The sequence below is a fragment of the Saccharopolyspora ipomoeae genome (assembly GCF_029952525.1).
Taxonomy (GTDB): domain Bacteria; phylum Actinomycetota; class Actinomycetes; order Mycobacteriales; family Pseudonocardiaceae; genus Saccharopolyspora; species Saccharopolyspora ipomoeae.
The window spans coordinates 347,178-366,214 of sequence record NZ_JASAOF010000002.1 but is presented as its reverse complement, the minus strand read 5'-3'; the positions used below and the strand labels follow the sequence as shown (position 1 = coordinate 366,214).

Below are 19,037 nucleotides of genomic sequence, written 5' to 3'. Positions count from 1 at the left end.
GTTGCCACGAAGGTAGGAACCGCCTGTTTCCCGTTGAATTGCCACGCGTTACCGGCAGGAAAAACGGGCTTCACATGATCGTCCCGCCGCCGGTCAGGAAGGCCGTGACCGGCGACACAGGCCGCCCCCGGTGGCTCGTTCCCGTTCCGCGCCGTGGCACCTTGGAGACGTGACCCAACCTGGCCCGGAGTCCGACGACGTCTCGCTCCGGAACGACGACGGCGCATCCCGGGACGACGGGGCGACCTGGCAACGCGCCCGCCACCTGTTCGGCGCCGCCCGCCGCATCACCGCGCTCACCGGGGCCGGGGTGTCCACCGCCTCGGGCATCCCCGACTTCCGGGGACCCGACGGGGTCTGGACCCGCAACCCGCAGGCGGCGCGGCTGACCGACATCGACAGCTACCTCGCCGACGAGGACGTCCGCGTGCGCGCGTGGCAGGCCCGCGCGGCCAACCCCGCCTGGCACGCCGAGCCCAACGCCGCCCACCGCGCGTTCGTCGACCTCGACGACGCCGGGCGGCTGGGGGCGCTGCTGACCCAGAACATCGACGAGCTGCACCAGCAGGCCGGGCTCGCCCGCGACCGGGTCCTGGAGCTGCACGGCACGATGCGCCGGACGGTGTGCGTGCACTGCGGCGCCACCGGTGCCATGACCGACGCCCTGCAGCGGGTCGCCGACGGCGAGCCCGATCCGGACTGCCGCTCCTGCGGCGGCATCCTCAAGTCCGGGACGGTGTTCTTCGGTCAGGCCCTCGACGCCGAGGTGGTGCGCGAGGCGCGCCGCGCCGCCCTGGACTGCGACCTGTTCCTGGCCGCGGGGACCTCGCTGACGGTGCACCCGGCCGCGGCGTTCGCGGAGATGGCCGCCCGGGCGGGCGCGAAGCTGATCATCTGCAACGCCGAGCCCACCCCCTACGACGACATCGCCGACGCCGTCCTGCGCGGCCCGCTGACCGAGGTCCTGCCCGGTCTCGCCGACGCCCCGCTGATCGACTCCGACGAGCCGCTGCGCACCTGGGGAGATCCCACCACGTGGGAACAGATGTGACACGAGTGGTTGACGTTGCAAACGAAACGTTCGTTTCGCGTGGTGCGTCTGGTGCGGCAATGCAAAACTGCAGCTGATTGTGACTCCGTTCGGATTAATGTTCGACTCCGAACGGGTGCATCTGCTGGAGGTGACGGGTGTTGTCCACGAAACGAGGCGCGCGCAGGATCGGCGTGCTGGTGCTGCTCGGCGCGGTCGCTCTCAGCGCCACCGGTACCGGCGCGGCGGTCCCGGCACCTCCGCCGAACCCCAGCGACGCCGAGATCCAGTCCGGCGAGGCCGACGCCCAGCGCACCGCGGGCCAGGCCGGTGAGCTCGCCAACCGGCTGGCCGAGGCCGAGTCCCGCCTGGTCGGCCTGCAGTCGCAGGTCGAGGTCAAGATGGAGGACGCCAACAAGGCCCGCGTCGACCTCCAGCGCGCCGAGTCCGCCTACGGCCAGGCCCGCACCGCCGCCGACGCCGCGGCCGCCGAGGCCCGCGCCGCCGCCGGCCGGATCGAGGAGCAGCGCAGCAGGCTCGACCAGTTCGCCGCCAGCAGCTACCGGCAGGGCAGCAGGCTCGGATCGATCACCGCCTACGTCGGCGCCCGCAACCCGCAGGAGATGCTGGAGCGCGCCTCGCTGCTCGACGCCATCAGCGACTCCCAGCTCGACGTCCTCGACGACCTCGAACGCGCCCGCATCGAGAAGGTCAACAAGGACTCGCTGACCCGTGCCGCCCTCGACGAGGCCGAGGCCAAGCGCCAGGCCGCCGACGAGGCCCGCGCGGCCGCCGAGACCGCCCAGCAGGCGGCCATCCAGGCCCGCACCCAGCAGACCCAGCAGGCCGAGGGGTTGCGCGCTGACCGCGACTCGGTCCAGGCCGAGCTCGACGCCGCCCGGTCGCACGTCTCGGGGCTGCAGGCCCAGCGCGCCGACTACGAGCAGTGGCAGGAGGACAAGGCCCGCGAGGAGCAGGCCGCGGCCGCCCACGCCGCCTCGGCCTCCGAGCACCAGGCGGGCAGCAGCGCCCCGGCCTCCTCCGCCTCCGGCGACGTCGAGGCCGTCATCTCGCGAGCGATGTCCCAGCTGGGCATGCCCTACGCCTGGGGCGGAGGCAACTCGCGCGGCCCGACGCGCGGCATCCGCGACGGGGGAGTGGCCGACTCCTACGGCGATTACGCCAAGATCGGGTTCGACTGCTCCGGGCTGATGATCTACGCGTTCGCCGCCGCCGGGGTCTCGCTGGACCACTACAGCGGCTACCAGGCCCAGTCCGGCAAGCGCGTCCCGCTGTCGCAGATGCGCCGCGGCGACATGCTGTTCTGGGACGACGGCGGCGCCATCCACCACGTCGCCCTCTACCTGGGCAACGGCAAGATGGTCGAGGCGCCGTACTCCGGTTCCCGGGTCCGGGTGGCCCCGGTCCGCTACAGCGGCATCACCGGGTACGCGGTGCGCGTGCTCTGAACCGCCTCGTCGCCGGCGATCACGGGGCGACCTGCGAACATGGGGGAGTGGCGGATTTCGCGGCGGTGGTTCTGGCCGGGGGCCGGGCGAGCAGGCTCGGCGGCGTGGACAAGGTGATGCTCCCGGTCGGCGGCCGCACCCTGCTCGACCGCACGCTCGCAGCGCTCAGCGGTGCCGATCCGGTGGTGGTCGTGGGTCCGCGGCGCCCGGCCGCGGCGGGGGTGCGCTGGACGGTCGAGGACCCGGCCGGGGGAGGGCCGCTGGCGGCCGTGGACGCCGGGCTGCGCTGCCTCGACGCCGACGAGGGCGTCGTCGCGATCCTCGCGGCCGATCATCCGCATCTCACGCGCGAGACCGTCGCGCGGCTGCGCGACGCGCTGCGCACCGACCCGGAAGCCGGGGGAGCGGTGCTCGCCGAGCCCGGGGGACGCCCGCAGTGGCTCCTCGGGGTCTGGCGGGTGCGCCCGCTGCGCGATGCCATGCCGTCGGAGGTCCGGAACCGCCCGGTGCGAGCCCTCTTCGAAGCGCTCGACCCGGTTCGCGTCGACGCCACCACAGCTGAGGTGTCCGACGTGGACACCCCCGATGACCTCGACAGAGCGCAGGCCGCCGACTCCTGACCGGGATGATCCCGCAGAGGAGGGGAGCGGCTCGCCGCAAAGCATTAAAAACCTCTATTTCTTCAGTGCCGAATGAAATCAATGCTCTTCGATCCGGTCCCGGCACGACGCGCGGAGACCGAAGCGGCCTCGCTTCACAGCCGTCATACCGGCCATGAGGTTGGGTGGGGGTTCGATGCGCCCCCTCGTGCGCCGTGCGCGGGGGGCGTGCCAGGATCTTGATCGGCCCGACGAGGCCGCATCGACGAGGAGGCTGAGAGTGACCGAGGCCGGCAACGGTGAGAGCGGAGCCGCTGCGGCGCGTCCAGCAGGTCAGGCGGGGACGTCGAGCACCCCGGCGCGCGACGCGCAGCTGCTCGAACGCACCGTCTTCGAGGTCAAGCGGGTCATCGTCGGCCAGGACCGCCTGGTCGAGCGGATGCTGACCGGTTTGCTGGCCAAGGGCCACATCCTGCTCGAAGGCGTGCCCGGCGTGGCCAAGACCCTCGCGGTGGAGACCTTCGCCCGCGTCGTCGGCGGCTCCTTCTCCCGCCTGCAGTTCACGCCCGACCTGGTGCCCGCCGACATCCTCGGCACCCGCATCTACCGGCAGGGCAGCGAGCGCTTCGACGTCGAGCTCGGCCCGGTGCTCGCGAACTTCGTGCTCGCCGACGAGATCAACCGCGCGCCCGCCAAGGTGCAGTCGGCGCTGTTGGAGGTCATGGCCGAGCGGCACGTGTCCATCGGCGGCGAGAGCTTCCCGATGCCCGCGCCGTTCCTCGTGCTGGCCACCCAGAACCCCATCGAGAACGAGGGCGTCTACCCGCTCCCCGAGGCGCAGCGCGACCGCTTCCTGTTCAAGCTCCCGGTCGAGTACCCGACCGCGGAGGAGGAGCGCGAGATCATCTACCGGATGGGCGTCATCCCGCCCGAGCCCAACGGGGTCCTCGACCCCGAGGAGCTGATCCGGCTGCAGAACGTCGCCGCCGGCGTGTTCGTGCACCACGCGCTGGTCGACTACGTGGTGCGGCTGGTGGTCGCCACCCGCATGCCCAACGAACACGGCCTCTCCGACATCGCCGGGTGGGTCTCCTACGGCGCCTCCCCGCGGGCGAGCCTCGGCATCATCGCCGCCGCCCGCGCCCTGGCGCTGGTGCGCGGTCGCGACTACGTGCTGCCGCAGGACGTGGTGGACGTGGTGCCCGACGTTCTGCGGCACCGCCTGGTGCTGTCCTACGACGCGCTGGCCGACGGGATCCCGGTGGAGCACATCGTCGGCCGGGTGCTGCAGACCGTGCCGCTTCCGCAGGTCTCCGCCCGTCCGCAGGGCGGACCGCAGCAGCCGGCGCCGGTCGGTCCGGCCGGGCAGCCCGGCTACGGTCAGCCGCCGATGCCTCCGCACCAGTGAGGGGAGGGGCTGACGTGGCGGCACCCGAGCACGACGGCGGTGACCGCCCGGCCTGGGCGCCACCGGCCCTGGAGACCGGGCGCATGGAGGTCGCGCTGCGCGCGCTGGAGCTGACCGTGCGCGGCAGGCTCGACGGGCTGTTGCAGGGCAACCACCTGGGCCTGGTGCCCGGACCGGGCAGCGAGCCGGGGGAGGCCCGCAGCTACCAGCCGGGCGACGACGTGCGGCGGATGGACTGGGCGGTCACCGCGCGCATGGCCGAACCGCACATCCGGCAGACCGTTGCCGACCGCGAGCTGGAGACGTGGGTGGCGATGGACCTGTCGCCGAGCCTGGACTTCGGCACCGCCGCGTGCGACAAGCGGGAGCTGGCGGTGGCGGCGCTGGCCGCGGTGATGTTCCTGACCAGCGGTGGCGGCAACCGGATCGGTGCTGTCGTCGACAACGGCACCGGTCAGCACCGGTTGCCGGCGCGCGGCGGGTCGGGTCATGCCCGGGCGCTGCTGAAGAAGGTCGCCGAGACCCCGCGCGCCCCGGAGGGCACGCGGGGGAACCTGGCGTCGCTGCTGGAGTCGCTGCGCCGTCCGCCGCGGCGGCGAGGGCTGGCGGTGGTGGTCTCCGATTTCCTGGGTCCGACCGACTGGCAGCGGGCGTTGCGCGGTTTGGGCGCCCGGCATTCGCTGTTGGCGATCGAGGTGCTCGATCCGCGCGACGTGGAGCTGCCGGACGTGGGCACGGTGCTGCTGTCGGATCCGGAGACGGGCAAACGACGTGAGGTGCACACGAGTCCGGTGCTGCGCAAGGAGTTCGCCGCTGCGGCGGCCGCGCACCGCGACGACGTGGCGGGAGTTCTGCGCAGGGCCGGGTGCGCGCACCTGGTGCTGCGGACCGATTCCGACTGGATCGCCGACGTGGTGCGGTTCGTGATGGCGCGCAAGCGAGGCTGGTCCGGCGGAGGAGCTGGGTGATGTTGAGTCTGACCGGGTTCACCGCGCCGTGGTGGTTCCTGCTGCTGTTCGTGGTGGCCGGGCTGGTCGCCGGGTACGTGTGGGCGATGCGCCGGGCTCGGCGCGACACGCTGAAGTTCTCGAACCTGGCGGTGCTGGACCGGGTTGCTTCGGGCAGGCAGGGCTGGTGGAAGCACGTGCCTCCGGCGCTGCTGGGCGTGGCGCTGATCGTGCTGACGGTGGCGCTGGCGGGTCCGACGGCCGAGCAGCGGATCCCGCGCAACCGGGCGACGGTGATGCTCACGATCGACGTGTCGTTGTCGATGAAGGCCACCGACGTGGAGCCGAACCGGTTGGAGGCGGCGAAGGTCGCGGCCAAGGAGTTCGCCGACAAGCTCACCCCGGGCATCAACCTGGGGCTGGTGTCGTTCGCGGGCACGGCGACGGTGCTGGTCATGCCGACGACTGATCGCTCCAGCGTCAAGCAGGCCATCGACACGCTGAAGCTGGCCGAGGCCACGGCCACCGGTGATGGCATCAACGCCTCGATGCAGGCGATCGACTCGTTCGGGAAGATGGTGGGCGGTCCGGCGGGGGCTCCTCCGGCGCGGATCGTGCTCATGGCCGACGGCGGGCAGACGATCCCGCGGGAGATGGACGCGCCGCGCGGGGCGTACACGAAGGCCGGTGAGGCGAAGAAGGCCGGTGTGCCGATCTCGACGATCTCGTTCGGGACCAAGCACGGTTCGATCGAGATCGAGGGCGAGCAGGAGTGGGTCGAGGTCGACGACGAGGCGATGCAGGAGATCGCCCGGCTCTCCGGCGGTGAGTTCCACAAGGCGGCCAGCGCGGAGCAGCTGCGGGAGGTCTACGAGACGCTCGGCGAGCAGATCGGCTACGAGACCAAGCACACAGATGCCAGCAAGCCGTGGTTGGTGCTCGGTACGCTCTGCGCGATCGTGGCGGCCGGGATCTCGTTGTTCGCCGGTCGAAGACTGCCTTAACCGACGACGGGAGCAACGTCGCCTTGAGCACGGCAGCTCGTTTCCTGTGGGAGTTCGTCAAGTCGCCGACCACGACCGCGGCCGTGGGGCCGAGTTCGCGGGCGCTGGCCGAGCAGATGGTGGCCCCGATCCCGTTGACCGGTGATCCGGTGGTGGTGGAGCTGGGGCCGGGCACGGGTGCGTTCACCGAGGTGATCCAGCGGCGGCTGGCCGGCCGGGGCACGCACCTGGCGGTGGAGCTCAACGAGGGTTGGGCGGCCGAGCTGGGCGGCCGGTTCCCGGGCGTGGAGTCGGTGTGCGCCGATGCCCGCCGGGTTCCGGAGCTGCTGGCCGAGCGGGGTCTGGGCCGGGCGGACGTGGTGGTCAGCGGCCTGCCGTGGGTGGCGCACGCCCCGGTCGACGGGATTCCGCTGGTGGAGCTGCTGGCCGGGGTGATGGCTCCGGACGGCGCGTTCACGCAGTTCGCCTACACCTGGACGCGTTGGGCGCCGCCTGCGCGCCGTCAGCACGCGGACCTGCGCGCGACGTTCGAGGAAACGGTCGTCAGCCGCACGGTCTGGCGCAACCTGCCCCCGGCGGTGGTCTACCTGGCCCGCAGACCCCGCTCGGCGTAGCGCTGGCCCTCGAATCGAGAACCTCGGTGTTCCACCGGTCGAAAACCGCGGTCTTCGCGGTCACGGGGCGTGATCGGTTGCGGTGGGGTGGGGAGTCCGGGGCGTCGGTGGGGTCGTGTTGGCCGCGTGGGGAAGTGCGGAAGGACCGCGGCTGCGGGGTCGGGGCGGTGTTAGTTTGCTGGGATGGCTGATGACGCCGTGGTGTCGGGGCTGGACGAGTTACCGCTGCTCGTGGAGTTGGGGACGGCGCTGCTGTTCTCCAGCTTGATCGGGCTGGAGCGGGAGGTCAGGGCCAAGAGCGCCGGGTTGCGCACGCACGCCCTGGTGGGTGTGGGCGCGGCGTTGTTCATGCTGGTGTCGAAGTACGCCTTCGGTGATCTGCTGGTGTTCGACCGGGTGTCGCTGGATCCGTCGCGGGTGGCGGCGCAGATCGTGTCCGGGATCGGGTTCATCGGCGGTGGGTTGATCTTCGTGCGCCGGGATGCCGTGCGGGGGCTGACGACGGCGGCGTCGGTCTGGCTGGTGGCCGCGGTGGGGATGGCCTGCGGCGGTGGTCTGGTGGTGCTGGCGGCGGCGACGACCGCGGTGCACTTCCTGGTGGCGATCGGGTTCCCGTACCTGCTGCGCGCGGGGCGTCCGGCGTTGCGGGAGCCGCAGGTGGTGCGGGTGGGTTACTTGGACGGTTTCGGGGTGCTGCGCAGCGTGCTGACGATGTGCACGTCGCGCGGGTGGGCGCTGCTGGACCTGCAGGTGGAGCGGGAGGATTCCGACGACGAGCAGCGCACGGCGGTGGTGGCGTTGCGGTTGCGGGGGAAGGTGCCGGTTGCGGCGCTGGTGGAGGAGATCAGCTCGTTGCCGGGGGTGTTGCACGCGGCGGCCGGGGACGACGCCGAGACGGGGTTCTAGCGCGAAAGGGGGCTCGGGCCGCTCGGCCCGAGCCCCCGAGCTGGGATCACTGCTGTTCGGCGTCCTTCTTGACCTGCTCCATGTCGAGGCCGCGGGCCTGGCCGACGAGGTCCTCGAAGACGTTCTCCGGCAGGGCTCCGGGCTGCTGGAAGACCAGGACCTTGTCGCGGATGATCGCCAGCGTCGGGATCGACTGGACTTCGAAGGCGGCCGCGAGCTCGGGCTGGGCCTCGGTGTCGACCTTGGCGAAGACGATGTCGTCGTGGTTCTCCGAGCCCTTCTCGAAGACCGGGGCGAATTGCTTGCAGGGGCCGCACCAGTCGGCCCAGAAGTCGATGATGACGAACTTGTCGTCGCCGACGACCTCGTCGAAGTTGTCCTTGGTCAGTTCGACCGTGGCCATGTGGGATCCCTCTTCGCAGACGGTTGGGGGCAGGTCCTCGGGCAACGCGGTGGTTCGACCGAGCATTCCCGCAGGTGGATGTCGCTTGCACCACGCACGTGGTGATCACCTTGGGTGTGGTGCGCCACCGTACTTGCCGTGGGGGCGCGCTGCCACGAACGGGGTGCGCCGGTGTGTAGGCGCGCCACGAGTTTGGGGCGCTTTTTGTGTCAGGAGTCGATGAGCGCTGCCGTGCGCTGAGCGGATAATGTCGCGGCTGAAACGAATCTTGGTGCGTTCGATGGGAGATCCACAGTGGCACGGTCCGTACTGGTGACCGGCGGTAACCGGGGCATCGGCCTGGCGATCGCGAGGGCGTTCGAGGCCGCCGGGGACAAGGTGGCGGTCACGCACCGCGGGTCGGGTGCCCCGGAGGGCCTGTTGGGCGTGCAGTGCGACGTCACCGATCCGGACCAGGTCGCGGCTGCGTTCGACGAGGTGGAGGACGCGCACGGGCGGGTCGAGGTGCTGGTGGCCAACGCGGGCATCACCGACGACACGCTGCTGCTGCGGATGAGCGAGGAGCAGTTCGGGCGGGTCATCGACGCGAACCTGGCGGGTTCGTACCGGGTGGCCAAGCGGGCGGCGAGCAGCATGCTGCGCAACCGGTTCGGCCGGATGATCTTCATCTCGTCGGTGGTGGGGCTCTCGGGTGGTCCGGGCCAGGTCAACTACGCGGCGAGCAAGGCCGGTCTGGTGGGCATGGCGCGGTCGATCGCCCGTGAGCTGGGTTCGCGCAACATCACCGCGAACGTGGTCGCTCCGGGCTATGTGGACACCGACATGACCGATGAGCTGCCGGAGGAGCGCAAGAAGGAGATCCTCGGGCAGATCCCGCTGTCGCGGATGGCCGCCCCGGAGGAGGTCGCGGGCGCGGTGCGCTGGCTGGCTTCCGACGACGCCGGGTACGTGACCGGTGCGGTGATCCCGGTCGACGGCGGTCTGGGCATGGGGCACTGAGACTTCGATCGATGTCCGGCACGTCGCGGGTGCCGGCCGTCGCGGGTGCGTGGGCGCCTGCGGCGGGTGATTTCTGGGAAGGACTTCTCTCGTGAGCGGATTGCTCGAAGGCAAGCGCATCCTGATCACCGGTGTGATCACGGATGCTTCGATCGCGTTCCACGCGGCCAGGGTGGCCCAGGAGCAGGGCGCGGAGGTCGTGCTGACCGGGTTCGGCCGGTTGAGCCTGGTGGAGCGCATCGCCACCCGGTTGCCGAAGCCGGCGCCGGTGCTGGAGCTGGACGTGACCAACGCCGAGCACCTGGAGACGCTGCCGGAGCGGGTGCGCGAGCACGTCGGTGGCCTGGACGGGGTGCTGCACTCGATCGGCTACGCGCCCGCGTCGTGCTTGGGCGGGGATTTCCTGGCGGCGCCGTGGGAGGACGTGTCCACGGCGGTGGAGATCTCGGCGTACTCGTTGAAGTCGTTGAGCACGGCGACGTTGCCGCTGCTGAGCGAGGGCTCGTCGATCGTCGGCATGGACTTCGACGCGCGGGTGGCGTGGCCGGCCTACGACTGGATGGGCGTGGCGAAGGCGGCGCTGGAGTCGACCTCGCGGTACCTGGCGCGGGAGCTGGGGCCGAAGGGCGTGCGGGTGAACCTGGTGTCGGCGGGTCCGGTGCGGACGATGGCGGCCAAGTCGATCCCGGGCTTCTCGGAGCTGGAGGCGGGCTGGGGTGACCGGGCTCCGCTGGGCTGGGACGTCAACGATCCGACCCCGGTGGCGAAGTCGATCTGCGCGGTGCTGTCGGACTGGCTGCCGGCGACGACGGGTTCGATGATCATGGTCGACGGTGGTGTGCACTCGCTGGGGATCTGATCTCGACGAGCGAGGGGGCGACGTTTCCGAGGGGACGTCGCCCCTTCGTCGTGGTGAGGATTCCGTGGTTCACATCGGGTGCGCCCCGGTTGCGCGGGGGTGTTCGCGCGGCGCGATGATGGGGCGGTGAGCTTCGACGCGTTGTTGTTCCTGTCGTTCGGGGGGCCGGAGGGCCCGGAGGAAGTGCGGCCGTTCCTGGAGAACGTGACCCGGGGCCGGGGTGTGCCGCCGGAGCGCTTGGACGAGGTGGCCGAGCATTACCTGCACTTCGGCGGGGTGTCGCCGATCAACCGGCTGAACGAGGACATCATGGCCGCGCTGCGGTCCGAACTGGACGCCCAGGGCCGGGATCTGCCGGTGTACTTCGGCAACCGCAACTGGCATCCGATGGTGGAGGACACCGTCGCGCGGATGGCCGGTGATGGTGTCGGGCGGGCGCTGGTGTTCGCGACGTCGGCGTGGGGTGGTTATTCGGGGTGCAAGCAGTACCACGAGGACATCGCGCGGGCGCGGGCGTCGGTGGGCGAGGGGGCGCCGGAGCTGGTGAAGCTGCGGCAGTTCTTCGACCACCCGCTGTTCGTGGAGGCCAACGCCGACGCGGTGCGGGCGGCGTTCGAGGAGCTGGGGGAGCGGGCCGGGCAGGCGCGGCTGGTGTTCACCGCGCACTCGGTGCCGCTGCGGGCGGACGACCGGCCGGGCGCTGACGGGCGGCCGCAGTGGTATTCGCGGCAGGTCGCCGAGGCCGCGCGGCTGGTGGCCGAGCGGGTGGGTGTGGAGAGCTACGACGTGGTGTGGCAGTCGCGTTCCGGCCCGCCGCAGGTGCCGTGGCTGGAACCCGACATCTGCGATCACATCGAGGACCTGCACGCCAAGGGCGTGGATGCGGTGGTGGTCAGCCCGATCGGGTTCGTCTCCGATCACCTGGAGGTGATCTGGGACCTGGACAACGAGGCCGAGGAAGCCGCGCGGGAGCGGGGGATGGGCTTCGCGCGGGCAGCCACGGCGGGCACCGATCCGCGGTTCGCGAAGATGATCGTGGAGCTGATCGCCGAGCACACCGATGACGCGCCGGTGTGCAAGCTCTCGGAGCTTCGGGCCGCGGGGTCGACGGTCAACGGGGCGCTGTGCGCTCCTGGCTGCTGCTGAGCGCTGGTCGTCGAAGGGGTGCCTTCCCGAGGGGAAGGCACCCCTTTTTGCAGCGTCGGTCAGGAGTGGGGTGCCTGCTCGGCCAGGACGCGGACCATCTCGGCGACGCAGGCGCGGCGGGCGGCGCGCACGGAGTCGAACAGCGGGCGCAGCGCGTCGGTGCGGGCGCGGATGGCCGAGGCCGACAGGGCGCCGCCGGGGGAGTCCTCGGTGGCCACCCACAGGATGGCCTCGACCTCGGTGGCGCGCTGCAGGATACGCAGGGTGCGCTGGGGGATGCTCTCCGGCCAGTCCGGGGCGGGTTTGGCGGCGATGGTGCGGGCGATCTCCTCGCGGACGCCGGGCCGCTGCTTGGCGACGCCGAGGTCGATGAGGGCGGTGGCGGCTTCGCGCATGGCCGAGGACATGCCGTGCTCGGCTTCGCCGATGGGCAGGTGCTCGGCGGGCGCGAGGTCGGCGGTGGCGAAGACGGTCCAGCGCAGGACGCCTTCGGCGATGCGTTCGGGGACCAGGCCAAGTCCGGCTTCGGGCAGCACGGCGGCTTCCCCGGTGCGCATGGCGAGCTTGGACAGCGGGCTGGAGCCGTCGAGCCCGCGGGCGTCGCCGGGCACCGGCAGCGCCAGCTGGCCGGTGGAGGCTCCGGCTCTGCGCAGCGCGGCGAGCAGCAGGGCGGGGCCGGCGGGGGTGTCGTCGGGGCCGGGCAGGTCCAGGCGCGCGGCGAGTTCGTCGTCGGCGGCGCGGAACTCCTGCACCTCGCCCCAGGTCTGCAGGGCATCGAGCACGTCGTCCGAGGCGGCCGCGCCGTGCAGCCAGGCGGACGACCAGACAACCAGAGTGGCGCTTGGGCATGGCACGTCGCTAGAGGGTACGGATCGAAAACCCTTGCTGCGTCCCGGGGGAGGTGCGGTGTGACCCCGCCCATGGCGGTGTTGTCGCGGCGTGGCTGCACCGCCATGGGCCACGATCGGATTAGCGTGTGCGCTCGTGCGGTCGTTTGAGTACGGACGGGATGTCCTGGCGGGTTCGCGGCGCAAGAAGGTGCCGGAGATCCCCGCGGAACCGGGTTTGGTCGTGGAGGATCCGGCCAGCGGGTTCTGCGGTGCGGTGCTGCGGGTGGACAAGGGCAACGTGGTGCTGGAGGACCGGCACGGCAAGCAGCGGTTGTTCCCGATGCGCCCGGCGGCGTTCCTGTTCGAGGGCAAGCCGGCGACGCTGGTGCCGGTGGCCGCGAGCGCTCCGGCGGCGGCGAAGCGCTCGGCGTCGGGGTCGGTGAAGGTGGAGGGCCTGCGGGCCCGCACGGCGCGCGGCAGCCGGATCTGGGTCGAGGGGATTCACGACGCGGAGCTGGTCGAGCGGATCTGGGGTCACGACCTGCGCGTGGAGGGCGTGGTGGTCGAGCCGCTGCACGGCGTCGACGACTTGCCGGGTCTGCTCGCGGAGTTCGGGCCGGAGCCTGGGCGCCGGGTGGGGGTGCTGGTGGACCACCTGGTGGCGGGCAGCAAGGAGTCCCGTCTGGTGGAGGGCATCACCGACGAGCACGTGATGATCACCGGGCACCCGTTCGTCGACATCTGGGAAGCGGTCAAGCCCGCGGCGGTGGGCATCCGGGAGTGGCCTGCTGTGCCGCGCGGTGAGGACTGGAAGACCGGAGTGTGCGCGCGGCTGGGCTGGGGTGAGCCGGCTGAGGGGTGGCGGCGCGTGCTGGCCGGGGCGAGCGGGTTCCGGGACGTGGAGACGCCGCTGCTGACGGCGGTGGAACAGCTGATCGATTTCGTGACCGCTGACGGGTGAGACCGGATCACGCCTTGATCACGCACCGCGAAAAGCCGGTGCGACCTGGCACGCTCGTGCCACGATGGAGCCATGACTCCTGCGCTGCTGTGGCTGATCGCCGGGGTGCTGCTGGTCGGTGCTGAGGCCCTGTCCGGGGACTTCGTGCTGGTCATGCTCGGCGCCGCGGCTCTGGGGGCCGCGGGGAGCTCGGCGCTGGGCATGCCGTTGGGCGTGGACGTGGCGGTGTTCGCGGTGCTCGCGCTGGGGTTGGTGCTGCTGGCGCGTCCGGCGATCAAGCGGCGGATGAACCAGACCGAGCTCAAGACGAACGCCGACGCCCTGGTCGGGAAGCACGCCCAGGTCGAGTCCGCAGTGGACGCGCACGGGGGTCGGGTCCGCATCGACGGCCAGGTGTGGTCGGCGCGGGCTCTGGACGAGACCCAGGTTATCGAGGTCGGCCGCACGGTCACCGTTGTGGAGATCGCGGGCGCCACGGCAGTGGTGTGGGCCGAACCGTGAGGAGATGAGGCTCTGTGGGGATGGCCGAACTGATCGTGCTGGTGGTCGTGGTGCTGCTGGTGCTCATCGTGGTGGTCAAAGCGGTGATGGTGGTGCCGCAGGCGCAGTCGGCGGTGATCGAGCGGCTGGGCCGGTTCCGGACGGTGGCGCAGCCGGGGCTGAACATGCTGGTGCCGTTCTTCGACCGGGTGCGGGCGCGCATCGATCTGCGCGAGCAGGTCGTGTCGTTCCCGCCGCAGCCGGTGATCACCCAGGACAACCTGACCGTCTCGATCGACACGGTGGTCTACTTCCAGGTCACCGATGCGCGGGCGGCGGTCTACGAGATCTCCAACTACATCGTGGCCGTCGAGCAGCTGACCACCACGACGCTGCGCAACGTGGTCGGTGCGATGAGCCTGGAGGAGACGCTGACCTCGCGGGACGCGATCAACACGCAGTTGCGCGGGGTGCTCGACACCGAGACCGGCCGGTGGGGCATCCGGGTGGCGCGGGTGGAGCTCAAGGCGATCGATCCGCCGCCGTCGATCAAGGACTCGATGGAGAAGCAGATGCGCGCCGACCGGGAGAAGCGCGCGATGATCCTCAACGCCGAGGGCACCCGGGAGTCGGCGATCAAGACCGCCGAGGGGCAGAAGCAGTCGGCGATCCTGGCGGCCGAGGGTGAGAAGCAGGCCGCGATCCTGGCGGCCGAGGCCGACCGGCAGTCGAGCATCCTGCGGGCGCAGGGTGAGCGGGCCAGCCAGTACCTGAAGTCGCAGGGTCAGGCCAAGGCGATCGAGAAGGTCTTCGCGGCGGTCAAGCGGTCCAAGCCGACCCCGGAGCTGCTGGCCTACCAGTACCTGCAGACGCTGCCGGAGATGGCTCAGGGCGACGCGAACAAGGTGTGGATGGTGCCCAGCGATTTCGGCAAGTCGCTGGAGGGTTTCGCGCGGATGCTCGGTGCTCAGGGCGAGGACGGGGTGTTCCGCTACGAGCCGCCGCAGGAGAGCACCGACGCCCCGCCCGCCGAGGACGTGGAGGACTCGGTGCAGTCCTGGTTCGACACCTCCACCAACCCGGAGGTGGCCGAGGCGGTGCGCGCCGCGGAGGCGGTGGCCCGCAAGGAGGTTCCGCCGGCCAACGTCTCCCAGCCCCCCGAGCAGGGCTAGGGGCTGTTCGGCGTCGTTCTGTTCAGGGGTGCGTCCCGGTGCCGGTCATCCGGTGCCGGGACGCTCTTGTTGGGCGGGGACGTCCAGCGGGGTGAAGGGCTGGGCGCCGGTGCGGGCGGTGGTGTAGGTGGCCGCCGCGCCCAGGGCGAGGCCGTGGGGGTCGCGCAGGACGCTGAACATGCCGGGGAAGACCCGGATCTGGCCGTCGTGGCAGACCACGGGCAGGTGGACGGCCGTGCCTTCCAGCCCTGACTCGCCGGTGTCCATCGCCCGGTGGAAGCCTGCCCAGTGGGCCTGCCGGTAGTCGCCGGGCACGATCAGGTCGAGGCTGGCGCCGAGGGCTTCGGTGCGCGGGTGGCCGAAGAGGTCTTCGGCGATGTCGTTGAGGTGGACGATCGTGCCGCTGCGGTCGGCGACGATGACGGCGGCCGTCGCGTGTTCGTTCATGGGCTGATGATGCGGCCGGTCCAATCCGAGCGCCTTTCGAGAACGCACTCGTGAGTTGATTGCCTTCGTGATTTCAGTGGTCGCCGAAATCAATGCTCCGCATGGCAGCTCAACACGCACGTCCCTGGAAGAACCCGGCTTCAGACCTCGGTGGAGGGGTCGAGGTAGGGGCCGCCGGCGATGCCGAGGGCGCGGACGGTGCCCAGCAGGTGCTCGCGCAGCAGGGTCTTGGCCTGCTCCGCCTCGCCCGCGGCGAGGGTGTCGGCCAGGGCGCCGTGCTGGTGGGTGATGCGCTCGCGCGCCGAGTGGGTGCGCGCGGTGGATGTGATGCGCATCTGCTTGTCGCGCAGGGTGTTGTAGAGGTCGGTGACGACCGGGTTGCCCGCGGCGCTGACGAGCGTGGCGTGGAAGGCCCGGTCGGCGACGTGCATCTCGGCGTCGCTGAGGTCGGTGCCGTCGCAGGCGGGGTGGTCGGCCAGTTCGCGGCCGATGGCGGCCATCGCCTCGGCTCCTTCGATGGCGAGCTTGTCGATGGCGAAGCTCTCCAGCGCCAGGCGGGCCTCGATCACGGCGCGGGCCTCGCCGGCGCCGACGGGCACGACCAGGGCGCCGCGCTTGGGGTAGAGCTTGAGGAAGCCCTCCGATTGCAGGCGCAGGAACGCCTCGCGGACGGGTGTGCGCGACATCTGCAGGGCGTTGGCCACTTCTCCCTCGCTGAGCAGCTCGCCGTCGGGGAAGCTGCCGTCGAGGAGTCCTGACTTGACGTGCTGGTACGCGCGGTCGGCTGCCGGCGTTTCGGATGCTGTTGCGCTCGACACGTGAGCATCCTACTTCCACCCCTCTTGTATCTATGATGGATACAAGTCTTTTTTCTTCGGGAGGGGTAGCACGTGTCCACGACAGTCGAAGCCGCGCCGCCGCACCGGGCGAGCGCCGGGCCGGGCGGGTCGTCCAGGACGGCCTGGCTGGTCTGGGGCGTGGGGGCGCTGTGCTACTGCGCAGCGCTGTTCCACCGCGCCGGGCTGGGCGTGGCCGCACCGGAGGCCGTGCAGCGCTTCGACGCCGGACCGGGCGTGCTCGCGATCTTCTCCGCCCTGCAGCTGGGCGTGTACCTGGTGCTGCAGATCCCGGCCGGGCTGCTGGCCGACCGGCTCGGACCCCGCAAGGTCATCACCGGCGGCATGGTCGCCCTGGCGGTGGGCTCGGCTGTGTTCGCGCTGAGCGGGTCGATCGTCGGCGGCATCGCCGGGCGGATGCTCATCGGCTTCGGTGACGCGTTCATGTTCACCAACGTGCTGCGACTGGCCGCGCACTGGTTCCCGCCGCAGCGCTACGGCAAGGTCGCGGCGTTGACCGGGCTCGCGGGCGGGCTCGGGCAGGTCGTCTCGACGTTGCCGCTGAGCCTGTCGCTGCACTCGCTGGGCTGGGTTCCCACGTTCCTGGGCGCGGCGGCGCTGACCGCCGCTCTGGGCCTGGCCGCGGCGCTGATCATCCGCGACCGCGACACCTCCGCCCCGGCTCCTGCCCAGGAGGAGGCCGAGCCGGTGGGTGAGCGGATCGTCCACAGCCTGCGGGCGGTGATCGCTCAGCGCGGGACCGGGCACTCGTTCTGGACGCACTTCGTGCTCATGGCGCAGTTCGTCGCGATCACCACGCTGTGGGGCGGGCCGTGGCTGGGTGAGGCGCAGGGGCGCGGTCAGTCCGAGGTCGGGTCGTTGCTGCTGCTGAGCGTGCTGGGGTTCATCGCGGGGTCGTGGTTGGCCGGGCAGTACGTCTCGGGCCGTCCGCGTCGTCGTGAGCGCTACACGCTGGGGCTGTCGGTGATGGTCGTGGTGGTGTGGTCGGTCATGGTCGGCTGGCCGGGCGCGGTGCCGCTGCCGGTGCTGGTGGTGGCGCTGCTGGCGATCGGTGTGGCCGGGGGTGCGGCGATGCTGGCCTTCGACGGGGCGCGGATGGCCAACGCCGAGCACCGCTCCGGTACTGCCACGGGTGTGGTGAACATGGGTGGTTTCAGCGCTGCGGTGCTGATCCAGCTGCTGGTCGGTGGGGTGTTGGAGCTCGTGTCGGGTCTGGATCCGGCGGTGGGGTACCGGTGGGCGTTCACGCCGGTGCTGGTGCTGCTGGTGATCGGGACCGGTGCGCAGTGGTGGTTGCGCGACCGCTCTCGTCGGTGAGCGCGCGGCGTTAGCCTCGGGTCGGTGGCCGGCGCATCAGGCCGGCCCCGGCTTGCGAGGTGGTGAGGGCGTGTCGGGCTGGCGGTTGTGCAACCTGGTCGGCGGTGAGTCGGTTCCCGCGGTCGGTGGGGAGGAGCTGGAGCTGGTGGATCCGAGCACCGGTGAGGTGTGCGGGTCGGCTCCGCTAACGCGGTGGGCGGATGTGGATGCGGTGATGCCGGTGGCCGCGGCGGCGTTCGAGTCGTGGTCGCAGTCGACGCCGCGGCAGCGTCAGGAGGCGTTGCTGGGGTTGGCGGGTGCGGTGGAAGCGCGGGCCGAGGAGCTGGTGCTGGCCGAGTGCCGGGTGACGGGCAAGCCGTTCGAGGTGGTGCGCGGCCGGGAGTTGCCGTGGGCGGTGGATCTGCTGCGGTTCTACGCGGGTGCGGCGCGGGCGGAGCCGGGCACGGCGGGTGGTGAGTTCGTGGCGGGGTGCACGTCGTTCACGCGGCGGGAGCCGATCGGGGTGTGCGCGGCGGTGACGTCGTGGACGCATCCGCTGGTGCAGGCGGCGGCGAAGATCGGGCCTGCGGTGGCGGCGGGCAACGCGGTGGTGCTCAAGCCGGCGGAGACGACGCCGGTGAGCGCGGTGCTGGTGGGTGAGTGGGCGGGTGAGTTCTTGCCGCCGGGGGTGCTCAACGTGGTGTGCGGGGATCGGGACAGCGGTCGGGCGTTGGTGGCGCACGAGGTGCCGGGGATGTTCTCGATCACCGGGACGGTGCGGTCGGGGATGGAGGTGGCGGGTTCTGCGGCGGTGGATTTGAAGCGGGCGCATCTGCAGTTGGGTGGGAAGGCGCCTGCGGTGGTGTTCGCCGATGCGGATGTGGGGCGTGCGGCTGAGGGGATCGCGGCGGCGGCGTTCGGCAACGCGGGGCAGAGTTGCACGGCGGCGAGCCGGGTGTTGGTGGAGGAGGGTGTGCGGGAGGAGTTGTTGGGGCGGTTGGTGGAGCGCGCGGGTCGGTGGCGGCCGGGTCCGCCGCAGGACGTGGATGCGGCGTTCGGTCCGCTCAACAGCGCGGGTCAGCTGGAGTGGGTGTTGGACCGGTTGGCGCGGTTGCCGGAGGGGGCTCGGGTGGTGGCCGGTGGGCGGCGTCGGGGTGAGCGGGGTTTCTTCTTGGAGGCCACGGTGGTCGACGGGGTCGATCAGGGTGATGAGTTGGTGCAGCACGAGGTGTTGGGGCCGGTGGTGACGGTGCAGTCGTTCTCGGGTGAGGACGAGGCGGTGTCGTTGGCCAACGGGGTGCGGTACGGGTTGACGGCGAGCGTGTGGACGCGGGATCACGGTCGGGCGATGCGGATGTCGCGTCGGTTGCAGGCGGGCACGGTGTGGATCAACACCCATGACGTGCTGGTGGCGGAGATGCCGCACTCGGGTTTCAAGCACTCGGCGTCGGCGCGGGATTTCGGGGTGAACGGGTTGCAGGACTACACGCGCATCAAGCACGTGCTCTCGGCGTGGGAGTAGGGACCTGTTTGTTGGTCCTTGTGGGTGGCGGTGCGGGTGGCGGAACCTGAGCGCCTCCGTGGACTCCGTGCGCCGCTCCTGATGTATG

The 19,037-nt window shown here is 71.3% G+C and carries 20 protein-coding genes; 16 read left to right on the top strand and 4 right to left on the bottom strand.

Annotated elements, in window-relative coordinates:
- Nucleotides 1–265 precede the first annotated feature (265 nt).
- The 8 genes from QFW96_RS05240 (at nt 266) to QFW96_RS05205 (ending at nt 7,977) form a co-directional block, all read left to right on the top strand.
- Nucleotides 266–1,051, top strand: coding sequence for an SIR2 family NAD-dependent protein deacylase (locus QFW96_RS05240; RefSeq protein ID WP_281454653.1), 786 nt, complete (start codon nt 266–268; stop codon nt 1,049–1,051).
- A 137-nt stretch (nt 1,052–1,188) separates the two neighbouring features.
- Nucleotides 1,189–2,499, top strand: coding sequence for an NlpC/P60 family protein (locus QFW96_RS05235; protein ID WP_425524716.1), 1,311 nt, complete (start codon nt 1,189–1,191; stop codon nt 2,497–2,499).
- Nucleotides 2,500–2,546: 47 nt separating this feature from the next.
- Complete coding sequence (mobA, locus tag QFW96_RS05230) at nt 2,547–3,119, top strand: molybdenum cofactor guanylyltransferase (protein ID WP_281454372.1); 573 nt, start codon at nt 2,547–2,549, stop codon at nt 3,117–3,119.
- Between the two features lie 259 nt (nt 3,120–3,378).
- A complete protein-coding gene (locus QFW96_RS05225; protein WP_425524715.1) occupies nt 3,379–4,506 on the top strand; it encodes an AAA family ATPase in 1,128 nt (375 codons plus the stop codon).
- Nucleotides 4,507–4,589: 83 nt separating this feature from the next.
- Nucleotides 4,590–5,474, top strand: a complete 885-nt coding sequence (locus tag QFW96_RS05220; RefSeq protein ID WP_281454651.1) for a DUF58 domain-containing protein — start codon at nt 4,590–4,592, stop codon at nt 5,472–5,474.
- 2 nt (nt 5,475–5,476) lie between these two features.
- A complete protein-coding gene (locus QFW96_RS05215) occupies nt 5,477–6,457 on the top strand; it encodes a VWA domain-containing protein (RefSeq protein ID WP_281454650.1) in 981 nt (326 codons plus the stop codon).
- A 23-nt stretch (nt 6,458–6,480) separates the two neighbouring features.
- Nucleotides 6,481–7,071: a class I SAM-dependent methyltransferase gene (locus QFW96_RS05210; protein WP_281454371.1), complete on the top strand. Its 591-nt coding sequence runs from the start codon at nt 6,481–6,483 to the stop codon at nt 7,069–7,071.
- Nucleotides 7,072–7,254: 183 nt separating this feature from the next.
- Complete coding sequence (locus tag QFW96_RS05205) at nt 7,255–7,977, top strand: MgtC/SapB family protein (RefSeq protein WP_281454370.1); 723 nt, start codon at nt 7,255–7,257, stop codon at nt 7,975–7,977.
- Nucleotides 7,978–8,023: 46 nt separating this feature from the next.
- Here the strand turns inward: QFW96_RS05205 and trxA are convergent, their stop codons facing one another.
- A complete protein-coding gene (gene trxA / locus QFW96_RS05200) occupies nt 8,024–8,380 on the bottom strand; it encodes a thioredoxin (protein ID WP_281454369.1) in 357 nt (118 codons plus the stop codon).
- Between the two features lie 294 nt (nt 8,381–8,674).
- Between trxA and fabG the strand changes: the two genes are divergently transcribed.
- From fabG to QFW96_RS05185, 3 genes are all read left to right on the top strand, one after another.
- On the top strand, nt 8,675–9,379 hold the full coding sequence (fabG, locus tag QFW96_RS05195; RefSeq protein WP_281454368.1) for a 3-oxoacyl-ACP reductase FabG: 705 nt from the start codon (nt 8,675–8,677) through the stop codon (nt 9,377–9,379).
- 91 nt (nt 9,380–9,470) lie between these two features.
- Nucleotides 9,471–10,238, top strand: a complete 768-nt coding sequence (gene fabI / locus QFW96_RS05190) for an enoyl-ACP reductase FabI (protein WP_281454367.1) — start codon at nt 9,471–9,473, stop codon at nt 10,236–10,238.
- Between the two features lie 126 nt (nt 10,239–10,364).
- The gene (locus QFW96_RS05185) at nt 10,365–11,384 is read left to right on the top strand and encodes a ferrochelatase (RefSeq protein ID WP_281454366.1); all 1,020 of its coding nucleotides are present in this window, start codon (nt 10,365–10,367) and stop codon (nt 11,382–11,384) included.
- 59 nt (nt 11,385–11,443) lie between these two features.
- Here QFW96_RS05185 and QFW96_RS05180 read toward each other — a convergent pair whose 3' ends face one another.
- The gene (locus QFW96_RS05180) at nt 11,444–12,238 is read right to left on the bottom strand and encodes a hypothetical protein (RefSeq protein ID WP_281454365.1); all 795 of its coding nucleotides are present in this window, start codon (nt 12,236–12,238) and stop codon (nt 11,444–11,446) included.
- 130 nt (nt 12,239–12,368) lie between these two features.
- Between QFW96_RS05180 and QFW96_RS05175 the strand changes: the two genes are divergently transcribed.
- The 3 genes from QFW96_RS05175 to QFW96_RS05165 all read left to right on the top strand — a co-directional run bounded on the left by QFW96_RS05175 (nt 12,369) and on the right by QFW96_RS05165 (nt 14,827).
- On the top strand, nt 12,369–13,175 hold the full coding sequence (locus QFW96_RS05175; protein WP_281454364.1) for a DUF3097 domain-containing protein: 807 nt from the start codon (nt 12,369–12,371) through the stop codon (nt 13,173–13,175).
- 72 nt (nt 13,176–13,247) lie between these two features.
- Nucleotides 13,248–13,676: an NfeD family protein gene (locus QFW96_RS05170; RefSeq protein ID WP_281454363.1), complete on the top strand. Its 429-nt coding sequence runs from the start codon at nt 13,248–13,250 to the stop codon at nt 13,674–13,676.
- A 20-nt stretch (nt 13,677–13,696) separates the two neighbouring features.
- Entirely contained in the window at nt 13,697–14,827 is a 1,131-nt protein-coding gene (locus QFW96_RS05165) for an SPFH domain-containing protein (RefSeq protein WP_281454362.1), read from the top strand.
- 45 nt (nt 14,828–14,872) lie between these two features.
- Here QFW96_RS05165 and QFW96_RS05160 read toward each other — a convergent pair whose 3' ends face one another.
- Together QFW96_RS05160 and QFW96_RS05155 are read right to left on the bottom strand one after the other, a co-directional pair.
- Nucleotides 14,873–15,274 (bottom strand): PAS domain S-box protein, encoded by a 402-nt coding sequence (locus QFW96_RS05160; RefSeq protein WP_281454361.1) that lies wholly within the window; start codon nt 15,272–15,274, stop codon nt 14,873–14,875.
- A gap of 140 nt (nt 15,275–15,414) precedes the next feature.
- The gene (locus QFW96_RS05155; RefSeq protein WP_281454360.1) at nt 15,415–16,092 is read right to left on the bottom strand and encodes a GntR family transcriptional regulator; all 678 of its coding nucleotides are present in this window, start codon (nt 16,090–16,092) and stop codon (nt 15,415–15,417) included.
- 72 nt (nt 16,093–16,164) lie between these two features.
- On the opposite strand from QFW96_RS05155, the gene QFW96_RS05150 reads away from it, so the two are divergent.
- Together QFW96_RS05150 and QFW96_RS05145 are read left to right on the top strand one after the other, a co-directional pair.
- Nucleotides 16,165–17,448: an MFS transporter gene (locus tag QFW96_RS05150; RefSeq protein WP_281454359.1), complete on the top strand. Its 1,284-nt coding sequence runs from the start codon at nt 16,165–16,167 to the stop codon at nt 17,446–17,448.
- A gap of 70 nt (nt 17,449–17,518) precedes the next feature.
- Nucleotides 17,519–18,949: an aldehyde dehydrogenase family protein gene (locus QFW96_RS05145; RefSeq protein WP_281454358.1), complete on the top strand. Its 1,431-nt coding sequence runs from the start codon at nt 17,519–17,521 to the stop codon at nt 18,947–18,949.
- The last annotated feature ends 88 nt before the right edge of the window (nt 18,950–19,037 follow it).

Coding starts and splice junctions, on each gene's coding strand:
- QFW96_RS05205 (WP_281454370.1), top strand. CDS start 7,255: ATGGCTGATGACGCCGTGGTGTCGGGGCTGGACGAGTTACCGCTGCTC.
- trxA (WP_281454369.1), bottom strand. CDS start 8,380: ATGGCCACGGTCGAACTGACCAAGGACAACTTCGACGAGGTCGTCGGC.
- QFW96_RS05220 (WP_281454651.1), top strand. CDS start 4,590: ATGGAGGTCGCGCTGCGCGCGCTGGAGCTGACCGTGCGCGGCAGGCTC.
- QFW96_RS05160 (WP_281454361.1), bottom strand. CDS start 15,274: ATGAACGAACACGCGACGGCCGCCGTCATCGTCGCCGACCGCAGCGGC.
- QFW96_RS05165 (WP_281454362.1), top strand. CDS start 13,697: ATGGCCGAACTGATCGTGCTGGTGGTCGTGGTGCTGCTGGTGCTCATC.
- QFW96_RS05170 (WP_281454363.1), top strand. CDS start 13,248: ATGACTCCTGCGCTGCTGTGGCTGATCGCCGGGGTGCTGCTGGTCGGT.